This window comes from Nocardia terrae (genome assembly GCF_009760405.1).
GTDB classification, from domain to species: Bacteria; Actinomycetota; Actinomycetes; order Mycobacteriales; family Mycobacteriaceae; genus Nocardia; species Nocardia terrae.
Genome location: NZ_WRPP01000001.1, coordinates 1470280 through 1483026 on the forward strand (window position 1 = coordinate 1470280; position 12747 = coordinate 1483026).

Annotated in this window: 1 protein-coding gene (only partly in view); it reads left to right on the forward strand. The window is 70.5% G+C overall.

Annotation, left to right across the window (positions count from 1 at the left end; all coding sequences use genetic code 11):
- The first annotated feature begins 12 nt into the window (after window positions 1-12).
- Window positions 13-12747, forward strand: the 5' portion of a protein-coding gene (locus GPX89_RS06855) for a non-ribosomal peptide synthase/polyketide synthase (protein WP_198347282.1). It continues 15750 nt past the right edge of the window; the window shows 12735 of its 28485 coding nt (coding positions 1-12735); its start codon is at window positions 13-15; its stop codon lies beyond the right edge, outside the window.

The window sequence follows — 12747 nt, forward strand, 5'->3', positions numbered from 1 at the left end:
CAGGAGCAGAATTTGACCGGATCCAGTTCGGTTCCGTTTCCGTTGTCCGCTGCGCAGCAAGGCATTTGGTACGCACAACAACTGACCGGGCCGAACCCGATCACCAATGCCCTGAGCATCGATCTGCGCGGGGACCTGGACGTCGAACTGCTGATGACCTCGTTCTGGCGGGTGGCCGGCGAGTTCGGGGCCGCGCGGCTGCGGGTGATCGAGACCGACCACGGCCCGATGCAGGCGGTGGACCGGCCGCTGGACGAGCCGAACCGGGTGCTGGACCTGCGGTCGGAGCCGGATCCGGTGGCGGCGGCCGAGGATTGGATGCACGCCGAGTACGGCCGCCCGATCGATCTGCAGCGGGACCGGTTGATCGCGACCGCCGTGCTGCGGGTGGGGGAGCGGCGCTGGTTCTGGTACCTGCGCGCCCACCACATCGCCATGGACGGGCTCGCCGCCATGACCCTGCTGAACCGGGTCGGCGAGCTCTACAGCGCCGCGGTCGAGCATCGCGAACCGCCGCAGGCCAAGATCCAGGGCCTGGCCGATCTGGTCGCCGCGGACGAGAAGTACCGGGCCTCAGCGCGTTTCGAGACCGACCGCGAATTCTGGCAGCATCAGCTCGACCAGCTGCCCGCCCCCGTCAGCCTCGCCGGGCGGAGCGCGCAGGCCGACGCGCACCCTATCTCGGTGAGCGGGGTGCTGCCCGACGAGACCGCCGAGCTGCTCGCCACCGTCGTCAAGGCGAGCTCCACGAACCCCGCTGTGCCGTATCTGGCCGCCTTCGGAATGTTCCTGGGCCGCATGACCGATGGCGACGACATCGTGCTGAGCCTGCCGGTGTCCGCGCGCGTCACCACCGCGGCGCTGCGGTCGGGCGGCATGCTGGCCAATACGCTGCCGCTGCGGATCACGATGGATCGGCGCGGCACCGTCGGCGACCTGATCGAGGCGACGCAGCGGCAACTGATCGAGGTCCTGCGCCGGCAGCGGTACCGGCAGGAGGACATGTTCCGCGACATCGGCCGGCTCACACCCCAGACCCAGGTCTTCGGGCCCTACGTGGACCTGATGATGTTCGACACCACCATCGTGCTGGGTCCGATCGCGGGACAGCTGCGGGTGCTGACGCCGGGACTGGTCTCGGACCTGTCGGTGAGCGTCTACACCGGTGCGGGCGCGGTCGAGGGCACCACCGCGACCCGCGTTGACTTCGTGGCCAATCACGACCTCTACACGCCCGAAGAGCTTGCGCGCCACCATGATCGGTTCCTGCGGTTCTTCGAGGAGTTCGTCGCGGTGCTGGCCGCCGATCTCGCCACGCCCCTGCGTGAGCTCGACCTGCTCGAGGCCGCGGAGCGCGAGCGCGTGCTGCGGGAATGGAACGATACCGCCGCGCCGATCGACGAGACCGCCACCCTGATGGAGATCTTCCGGCGGCAGGCCGCGGCCACGCCCGACGCCGTCGCCGTCGTGGACGGCTCCGATCACCTCACCTACGCGGAACTCGACGCGCGGGCGCGGAGTCTGGCCTCGCTCCTGGCCGCCCGGGGAGCCGGGCCGGAAACCCTGGTGGCCCTGGCGCTTCCGAAGGGCATCCCGCTGATCACCGCGCTGCTCGCGGTGCTCGACACCGGCGCGGCCTACGTACCGCTGGACCCCACCTCGCCGCCCGAGCGGATCGCCCACATCCTCGCCGACGCCGCGCCCACCCTGGTCCTGGTGGACGAGGGCACCGCCGAACTCGTCGCCGCGAGCGAGGTGCCGCGACTGCGCGTCGACATCACGGACTCCAACGGCCCCGACCTACTCGACCCGACCGACCGGTCGGCGCGGCCGGGCAATGTCGCCTACGTCATCTACACCTCCGGCACCACCGGAAAACCCAAGGGCGTCGCGGTCACCCACGCCAATGCCGTCTCACTGTTCCAGAGCACCCAGCCGTGGTGCCGATTCGGCCCCGAGGACGTCTGGACCTGGTGCCACTCACAGGCTTTCGACTTCTCGGTCTGGGAGATCTGGGGCGCGCTGCTGTACGGCGGACGCGTCGTCGTGGTGCCCCGCGAGATCGCCTACGCACCGGCCGAGCTGTGGGATCTCATTCTCGAGCAGGGCGTGACGATCCTCAACCAGACCCCGTCGGCCTGCTACGCGCTGATCGAATCCCGCCGCGCCACCGCCACGGACGGGTCCGCGCTGCGCATGGTCGTCTTCGGCGGTGAAGCCCTGGATCCCACGCGTTTACAGCGCTGGCCGGTGCTCGAACGCCCGGACCCGCCGCGGCTGGTCAATATGTACGGCATCACCGAGACCACCGTGCACGTCACCGAACAGCCGCTCGCACCACAGCATTGGCGCGGCGAGCCCGGTCTCAGCCCGATCGGCGTCCCGCTGGCCAATCTGCGTGTGTACGTGCTGGATTCGTGGTTGCGTCCGGTGCCGGTCGGTGTCGCGGGCGAGCTGTATGTGGCGGGTAACCAGGTCGCGCGCGGGTATCTGGCCCGTCCGGCGCTGACCGGTGCGCGATTCGTCGCCGACCCGTTCGACCCGCACGGCGGCCGCCTCTACCGCAGCGGCGATGTGGTGCGCTGGACCGAGGCCGGTGTCCTCGAGTATCTGGGCCGCGCCGACGAGCAGGTCAAGATCCGCGGCTACCGCATCGAACTCGGCGAGATCGAATCCCTGCTCGCGGGCCAGGACTGCGTGGCCGGGGCGGTCGTCACCACCCACACCGTCGAGCCCGTCACGCCCGCCGCGCCGCCGTCGACCCAGCTGGTCGCCTACCTGGTCCCGGACCCGCACACCGCCCCGGTCGCCGCGAAATGCCTGGAGCTGCAGCGCGAGGGCGTGATCGCGGCCTCGGAGCTGCACGAGTTGCCCAACGGCATGCCGGTGGTCGGCCGCAACCGCTCGAATATCGAGTTCCTCTACGAGGAGATCTTCGAGACCGAGGAATACTGCCACGGCGGCGTGACGATTCCCGAGCACGGCTGCATCGTCGACATCGGCGCGCACATCGGCATGTTCTCCCTCTATGCCAAGCGGAAATCGCCGGGGGTCAGGCTCTTCGCGGTCGAGCCCATGCCCGAACTGCAGCGCTACTACCGGGCCAACGCGGCGCTGCACGACCTGGACGCCACCCTGGTGCCGTACGCGATCGGCGCGGCGGCCGCCACCGATACCTTCACCTACTATCCGGAGATGTCGGTGCTGTCGGGTCGCGGGACCGACAGCCGCGAACAGCGCGACATCCTGCAGTCCTTCCTCCACACCGAATACCACGCGGAGACACAGGATCTCGGTGACGGGCTCGTGGATCAGCTGATCGCCGACCGCCTCGACTGCGTCCAGGTCGACGTCTCGGTCCGGACGCTGTCGCACATCGTCGACGAGTTCGGGATCGACCGCATCGATCTGCTCAAGCTCGACGTCGAGGGCAGCGAACTCGACGCGCTGCACGGCATCGAGGCGCGCCACTGGCCGCTCATCGACCGCATGGTGATCGAGGTCAACGATGTCGAGGACCGGCTGGCGCGCATCGAGAACCTGCTGGCCGACCACGGATTCGAGGCCGAGGCGCGGGTCTCGCCGAATGTGATGGGCACCGACCTGCACATCGTCTACGCCGTCCGCGCCGCACTGCGCACCGCACCCGGCGAGGCCGGACAGGCCGCGCCGGAGCTGCTGGTGCCGGACGAGAAGTGGAGTGCGCCAACGGCCCTCGGTGCGCTGTTGCGGGCGCGCCTGGGGGAGGCGCTGCCCGGTTACATGGTCCCCGACGTGATGATGGTGCTCGACGCCCTGCCCCTGACGGTCAACGGCAAGGTGGACAAGGCGGCACTGCCGGAACCGGTGGTGGCCCGTGCGACCTACCGCGCCCCCGCGACACCGGTGGAGGAGGTCGTGGCGACGGTCTACGCCGAGGTGCTCGGGGTGGACCGGGTCGGCGTCGACGACGACTTCTTCGCGCTGGGCGGCAATTCGCTGTCGGCCACGCGGCTGGCGGCCCGATTGTCGGAGGGCGTCGGTGTGCCCGTGGCGGTCCGGGATGTCTTCGAGGCCGCGGCCGTCGGGGCCCTGGCCGACCTGCTGACGACCCGGCTTTCGGATCCCGCGGTCGTGGCGGAGGGGCCGCGACTGCGACCGCGGATGCGCCCGGAACGGGTGCCGCTGTCCTTCGCGCAGCAGCGGATGTGGTTCGTGAACCGCTTCGATCCGGACTCGGTCGCCTACAACATCCCGATGGTGATCCGCCTGTCGGGGCCGCTCGACACCGCGGCCCTGGCGGCGGCGGTGTGGGATGTGCTGGCCCGCCACGAGGTGCTGCGCACCCGATACCCGGACGTCGACGGCGTGCCCCACCAGGTCACGGTGCCGATCGACGAACTCGGCGAGTCGGCGGACGTGGACCTCACGCCGATCACGGTGGACGACGCCGGGCCGGTGACGGCCGCGCTGGTGTCGGCGGGATTCGATGTGGCCGAGCGGGCTCCGCTGCGTGCGCGGCTGCTCTCGACGAGCTCCACCGAGTTCGTGCTGCTGCTGGTGGTGCACCACATCAATGCCGACGGATTCTCCATGGCTCCGCTCGCGCGCGACCTGGCGGCCGCGTACGTGTCCAGGCACGATGGGCGGCAACCGAATTGGCGGCCGCTGCCGGTGCAGTACGCCGACTACGCCCTGTGGCAGCGGGAACTGGCGGGCACGGCCGCCGACCCGGAATCGTTGCACGCCCGCCAGCTCGACTACTGGTCCGGGCAACTGGCCGAACTGCCCGAGGTCGTCGAGCTGCCGTCGGATCGCCCCCGCCCGCCGATCGCCTCGCATCGGGGTGCGACCCACAGCTTCGTCCTCACACGCCCGGTGGTGGAGGGACTGCGGACGCTGGCCCACGCACGCGGCGCGACGGTGTTCATGGTCTTCCACGCGGCGCTGGCGGTGGTGCTCGCACGATTGTCCGGCAGCACCGATATCGCGGTGGGCTCGCCGGTGGCCGGACGTGGGGCCGCCGAATTGGACGAGCTGATCGGCATGTTCGTCAATACCGTCGTGCTGCGGACCCGGGTGGACGAGTCGATGCCGTTCACCGAGCTGCTGTCCGCGGTCCGCGGGACCGACCTGGATGCCTTCGCGCACGCGGACGTGCCGTTCGAGCAGGTCGTGGAGCGGCTGGATCCGCCGCGCAGCCGGGCGCACCACCCGCTGTTCCAGGTGATGCTCGCCTTCCACAATCTGGATCAGGCCCGGCTCGAACTGCCGGACGTGGTGGTGACCGCCTCCGGCGCCGACACCGGTATCGAACGCTTCGACCTGACCTTCACCCTCACCGACACCCCCGACCGGGACGGCGCGATCCCGGTCGATCTCGGTTATGCGACAGACCTTTTCGATCCGGCGACCGTCGCGGCCCTGGCGGGTCGCCTGCAACGGGTCCTGAAAGCGATCACCGCCGACCCCACGATCCTGGTACGCGACATCGATGTCCTGACCGCACCCGAACGGGATCGGCTGATCCGCGAGTGGGGCCGCAACGGCGACCCCGAGCGGCCCGGCGTCGTGACCCTGCCCGCACTGCTGGCCGAGGCAATCGCTGCGAACCCCGACGGTGACGCGGTGATCGACGGTGATCGACGGCTGTCCTACCGCGAACTCGACGAGCATTCGGACCGACTCGCACGTCATCTGATCGGACTCGGTGTCTGTTCGGAATCGGTGGTCGCCATCGGCGTGCCGAGGTCGCTGGAGTGGGTGCTCGCCGTGTGGGCCATTGCCAAGACCGGTGCGGCCTTCGTGTCGGTGGATCCGGCACATCCGGCGGAGCGGAATGCCTACGTGTGCGCCGATGCGGGTGTGTGCGTGGGCATCACGACCGCGCAGTCTGCCGGTGCGCTGCCGCAGAATGGGACCTCGTGGCTGGTGCTCGACGTCGACTCTCGTCATTCCGGGCTGCTCGTTGCCGGAATCCGCGATGCCGGTGTGGCTCCGGGCCGACAGCGCGCCGGGACCTCGGACGGGGCACCTACCGGGATGCGGGACGGGACTTCGGCCCGCCCGCTCGGTGTCGCATATCTCGTGTATACGTCCGGTTCAACGGGTCGGCCCAAGGGCGTGGAAGTGACCCACACCGGCCTTGCCGCACTGGTCTCCGACCTGGTCGAGCGGTGCGCGGTCGACACCGGCTCCCGCGTCCTGGCCGTGGCGGCACGGACCTTCGACGCTGCCGTCCTGGAGTTCCTGCTGGCGGTGTCGGGTGGGGCGGCGCTCGAGGTCGCGCCACCGGATGCGTATGGGGGGCAACCCCTGTGGGAGTTGATGCGCGCCCAACGTGTCACCCACGCGTTCCTCACGCCGCCGGTGGCCGCTTCCATGGACCCGGACGGGCTGGACGATCTGCGGATCCTGCTCACCGGCGGGGATCGGTGTTCGACGCGGTTGGTGACCCGGTGGGCGGGCACCGATGCCGCCGGTATCCGCCGGGTGCACAACCTCTACGGTCCGGCCGAGGCCACGATCTGGGTGACCGGCTCGGAGTTGGTGCCGGACGGGCAGATCGGGATCGGCCTGCCGATCGCGGGCATGAGCGTGGCCGTGCTGGACGCGTGGCTGCGTCCGGTGCCGAGGGGCGTGGTCGGTGAGCTGTACGTGTCGGGTTCCGGTGTGGCACGGGGCTATCGGGGTCGGGCCGGGCTCACGGCCGCCCGATTCGTCGCCGACCCGTTCGGTGCGCCGGGACAGCGGCTCTACCGCACCGGCGACCTGGTGCGCTGGACCGAATCCGGCTCCGGCAGCGCCGCACTGGAATTCGTGGGCCGCTCCGATTTCCAGGTGAAGGTGCGCGGTCAGCGGCTGGAACTCGGCGAGGTCGAGTCGGCCCTGTGCGAGATGGACGGGATCGAACAGGCCGTCGCGGTCGTCCACGCAGCGGATGCCGGGGCGCGGGTTGTCGGTTACGTCGTGCCCCGGCCGGGCGTGACGATCGATCCCGAGCAGGTCCGGCGATTCGTGTCCGAACGGCTGCCCGCCTACATGGTGCCCGACGCGGTGATGGTGCTCGACGAGCTGCCCATGACCGCGACCGGGAAGATCGATCGCCGCGCCCTGCCGGAACCCGTTCTCGCACAGCAGGAATTCCGTGCGCCGTCGACGCCGGTCGAGGAGATCGTGGCCGGGGTGTTCGCCGAGGTTCTCGGACTGGCTCGGGTGGGTGCCGACGACGACTTCTTCGCGCTCGGCGGCGATTCGATCGTCTCGATCCAGGTGGTCTCCCGAGCCCGTGCGCAAGGAGTGGTGTTCGGGCCGCGAGACGTCTTCGAGCAGCGAACCCCGGCACGGTTGGCGCGCAGCGCGCAGTTCGTGGGCGAGACCGCCGGGGGATCGGCCGAACTGCCCGGCGGCGGAGTCGGGGAGCTGCCGCTCCTGCCGGTGGCGCGATGGATGCTGGACTGGGGCGCGGGATTCGAGCGCTTCGAACAGCACATGGTGGTTCCGGTGCCCGCCGGTGTCGACGAACCCGGAGTGCTCTCGGCGGTGGCGGCGCTGCTGGACCGTCACGACATGCTGCGATCCCGATTGCGCCGCACCGAGTCGGGGGAGTGGTCCGCGGTGGTGGACCCGGCCGACACGGTCGTGGCCGCTACGGTGTTCCACCGCTGTGCACCCGGGGCCGATCTCGGTGACGAGGCGAATGCCGCTGCCGCACAGTTGGATCCGCTCGCCGGGGCGATGATCCGGTTCGTGTGGCGGCCCGGGCACGGTGATTCGCCCGGCCGGTTGCTCGTGGTGGCGCATCACCTGGTGGTCGACGGTGTCTCCTGGCGGGTGCTGGTTCCCGATCTGCAGTCGGCGTTCGAGCAGATCGCGGCGGGCGGCCAACCGGTCCTCGCGCCCGTCGGGACCTCGATGCGGCGATGGGCGCACGGGCTGCGGGACGCGGCCGCCGACCCGGCCCGGATCGATGAGCTGCCACTGTGGCGGTCGATGGCGTCGGGCGTTGACCCGCACTGGGGTGGAAGGGATCTGGACCCGCGGCGCGATACCGCCGCGACGGTCGAGGAAGTGCGCGTCGAGCTGCCGGAGTCGGTGACGCGCGGGCTGCTGTCCCAGGTTCCGGCCGCATTCCACGGCGAGGTCAATGACGGCCTGCTGGCCGGGTTGGCCATGGCGATCCGGGCTTGGCGTGGTCGCCGCGGTGTCGACGAGCCGTCGGTTCTGGTCCGGCTCGAGGGTCACGGTCGTGAGGAGCAGGTGGTTCCGGGCGCGGACCTGTCGCGGACGGTCGGCTGGTTCACGTCGATGTTCCCGGTGCGCTTCGACCTGGCCGGAATCGACGCCGAGGATGTCGGGGCTGCGGTCTTCTCGGTGAAGGAGACGTTGCGGTCGATCCCTGACAAGGGCATCGGGTACGGAATGCTGCGGTACTCGAATGAGGAGACCGCGTCCTCGTTGCCGCGGGAGATGCCGGGGCGGATCGGTTTCAACTACCTCGGTCGCATCTCGGCCGCCGCCGCCGAGGCGAGCGGAATGCGCGGCGAGGCAGCGGAATTCACCGTCGCCCCTGATCCGCGTATGCCGGTGACGCTGGCGGTGGACATCACCGCGATCGTGATCGACGATCGGCTGCAGGCCCGGCTCCGCTTCCCGAACACCCTGCTCGATCGCACCGAGGTCGACGAGCTGGCCCAGCTGTGGACCCGGGCGCTCACCGCCATCACCGAGCATGCCGAAACTCCCGGCGCGGGCGGGCATTCCCCGTCCGACTTCGACCTGGTGGACCTGACCGGATCCGATGTCGCCGCGCTCGACCGCGCCTACCCGTCCCTGACCGACGTGTGGCCGCTGACCCCGCTGCAGGCCGGGTTGCTGTTCCACACCGGCCTCGGCGATGCCGCCGCGCAGGACGCCTATGTGGCACAGCTGATTCTGCGGCTGACGGGACACCTCGACGTGGACCGCCTCCGTGCCGCGGCACGCGGGCTGCTGGACCGGCATCAGGTGCTGCGGACGGCGTTCGCGACCGCCGGCAGCGGAACGAGTGTCGCCGTCCTGCGAGACAATGTCGAATTGCCCTGGGAAGTCTTCGATCTCACCGATTGTCCGAACCCCGAAGCTCGGCTGCAGGAGCTCGCGGCCGAGACGAAGGCCCGCCGTTTCGATCCGGCGGCGGCACCGCTGCTGCGGTTCGCGGTGGCCGAACTGGGCGTCGACGAGTGGGCGCTGATCCTGACCAACCACCACGTGATCCTCGACGGCTGGTCCTACCCCCTGCTGGTCACCGACCTGTTCACCCACTACGCCGAAGACACCGGCGTTCCGGCCGGCGCGTATCGAGACTTCCTGGCATGGTTGGCAACTCGTGATCGGGACGCCGCGGCCGCGGCGTGGTCCCGGGCTCTCGAGGGTGCCGAACCCGCCCTGCTCGCCCCGGGCGCGAAGACCGAAACCGGTGCGGTGGCCGAGGAATGGCTCACCGTCGACCCGCTCGCCACCCGCGAGCTCGCAGCCGCGGCGGCCACGGCCGGAGTGACCGTGCACACCGTGCTGCAGTCGATGTGGGCGATCATGCTGGCGCAGTGGACCGGTCGCACCGACGTGATCTTCGGCGGCACCGTCTCCGGCCGCCCCGCCGAACTGCCCGACGCCGAACGCACCGTCGGCCTGTTCATCAACACCGTGCCGACCCGCGTGCGGCTGGACCCCGCCGAGACCGTCGCGCAGCTGTGGGCCCGCATCCATCGCGAACAAGCCGCACTGCTCGACCACCAGCACCTCGGCCTGCCGGACATCCACGCGCTCGCCGGCGCGGATCGCCTCTTCGACACCGTCATGGTGCTCGAGTCCTATCCCCTGGACGCACAGGGCATCCGGCAGCTCACCGGGCGTGCCGCGCTCGAGGTCACCGGGGTGAACGCCACCGATTCCACCCACTACCCACTGACCTGCAGCGTCACCGTCCAGGACGGCATGCGTATCCGGTTGCAGTACCGGCCCGATGTGCTCGACGCCGCGACGGTCGCCGCGTTCGGGCAACGGCTGCACCGAGTTCTGCGCACCCTCACCACCGAGCCCGCCACACCCGTCCGCGACATCGAGGCCCTGTCCGATGCCGAACGGCAGCAGCTGCTGCGCCGGGGACGCGGCAGCGTCCTGGATCTGGAGGCCGTCGGATGGGAGGGCAGGCCGACGCTGCCGCAGCTGCTGGCCGCCGCGGTGTCCGCGAATCCCGACGGCTGCGCGGTGGCGGACGGGCAGCGGCGAGTCACCTACCGTGAGCTCGACGCGCGCTCGGATCAGCTGGCCCGCCACCTGATTCGGTCCGGCGTCGCACCCGGATCGGTGGTGGCGGTCGGCGTGCCGCGCTCGCTGGAATGGGTGCTGGCGGTCTGGGCCGTCACCAAGACGGGCGCGGCGTTCCTCTCCTTGGACCCCGGACATCCGCTCGAGCGCAACCAGTTCATGTGCACTGATTCCGCTGTGCGGCTCGGCATTACGACCGACCGGCACGTCGAGGCGCTCCCGCGAGACGGCATGTCCTGGCTACTGCTCGACGCCGCCCCGGACACCGACCTCGACGCTCCAAACGACACGCCTCGTCATTCCGGCACGCTGTTGGCTGGATTCCAGCACGGAGGGGTGTATCCCGGCCACGAACATGCCGGGATGACGAGGGAGCCTGCTCAGATGGCGGGAGGGGCGGCTGTCCGCCTGCCGGACGTCGCGTATGTCGTCTATACCTCGGGCTCTACGGGTCGTCCGAAGGGAGTCGAGGTCACCCATGCCGGTCTGGCCGGGGTGTGCGGCGCGCAGCGGCGGCGCTTCGGGGTGGGGCCGGATTCCCGCGTGCTGACCGTGGCCGCCCGCACCTTCGACGCGGCGATCTTCGAAATGCTGCTGGCCGTGTCGGGAGCCGCGACCCTGGTCGTGTCGCCGCCGGATGTGTATGGCGGGCAGCAACTCTCCGCGTTGATGCGGGCCGAACGGGTCAGCCACGCTGTGCTCACGCCGACCGTCGCCGCGGGCATGGATTCCTCCGGGCTCGACGATCTGGCAGTCCTGACCGTCGCGGGCGAGGCGTGCCCGGCCGGATTGGTGGGGCGGTGGGCGGGCACCGATGTCGCCGGGCGTCGCCGGGTGCACAACCTGTACGGCCCGGCCGAGGCGACCATCTGGGTCACCGGCACCACCGAATTGGTTGCGGGAGAGCCGATCACGATGGGCTCGGTCATCGGCGGCATGTCCGCGCTGGTGCTGGACGCCTGGTTGCGGCCGGTGCCGGTGGGCGTGGTCGGTGAGCTGTACGTGTCGGGTCCCGGTGTGGCACGCGGCTATCGGGGCCGGGCGGGGCTGACGGCGGCGCGCTTCGTCGCCGACCCGTTCGGTGCGCCGGGTGAGCTGTTGTATCGGACCGGCGACCTGGTGCGCTGGAGCGCCGGTGAACCCGGTGCGGACAGTGCCGAATTGGAGTTCGTCGGCCGCTCCGATTCCCAGGTGAAGGTGCGCGGGCAGCGGCTGGAGCTCGGCGAGATCGAGTCCGCCCTGTGCGCGCTGGCGGGGATCGAGCAGGCCGTCGTCCTGGTGCGCGATTCCGGTCGCGGTGCGCGCCTGGCCGCCTACGTGGTCGCCACGCCGGGCCACGCGGTCGATCCGGGACGGGTGCGGCGGGCCTTGGGACAGCGGTTGCCGGGCTACCTGGTGCCGGACGCGGTGATGGCCCTGGACGCCCTGCCCTTGACGCTGAACGGCAAGCTGAACAAGGCCGAGCTGCCCGAACCCGTCACCGCCCGAGCCGAATACCGGGCCCCGTCGACGCCCGCGGAGAAGCTGGTGGCGGCGGTCTTCGCCGAAGTGCTCGAGCTGGATCGCCTCGGCGTCGATGACGACTTCTTCGCGCTGGGCGGCAATTCGCTCTCGGCGACGCGACTGGCGGCCCGGCTGTCCGACCGCCTGGGCACCTCGGTGAGTGTGCGGGAGGTGTTCGAGGCGTCAGCGGTCGGCGCGCTGGCCGCGCGTCTGGGCCGGTCCGACTCGGCCGCGCCGGGACCGCGCTTGCGGCCGTGGCCGCGTCCGGAGCGGGTGCCGTTGTCATTCGCGCAGCAGCGCATGTGGTTCGTCAACAGGTTCGCTCCGGAATCGGCGGCCTACTGTATTCCCCTGGTGCTGCGGCTGTCCGGCGCGCTGGATGTCGCCGCGCTGCGGGCGGCGATCCTGGATGTGCTCGCCCGCCACGAGGTGCTGCGGACCCGGTACCCGGACGTGGACGGGGTGCCCTACCAGGTGGTGGTGCCGCTCACCGAGCTCGATGCTGCCGCCGACGTGGATCTCACGCCACGGCCGGTGGCCGCGGGCGATCTGCCGGACGCGGTGGCCTCCGTGGTGTCGGCCGGTTTCGATGTGGCCGAGCGGATTCCCGTGCGCGCCAGGATGTTCTCGACCGGTGCCGCCGACTTCGTCCTGGTCATGGCCGTTCATCATATCGGTGCGGACGGTTTCTCGATGGCTCCGCTGGCCCGCGATCTCGCGGCGGCCTACGCGGCCAGGAGCACCGGCGGGCAACCGGATTGGTCCCCGCTGCCCGTGCAGTATGCGGATTACGCGCTGTGGCAACGGGAGCTGCTGGGATCGGCGGAGGATCCGGACTCGTTGCTCGCCCGGCAAGCCGGGTACTGGACGAGCCAATTGAGTGATCTGCCAGAGGTATTGGAGCTGCCGTCGGATCGACCGCGTCCGGCCACGGCATCTCACCGGGGTGCCACCCAC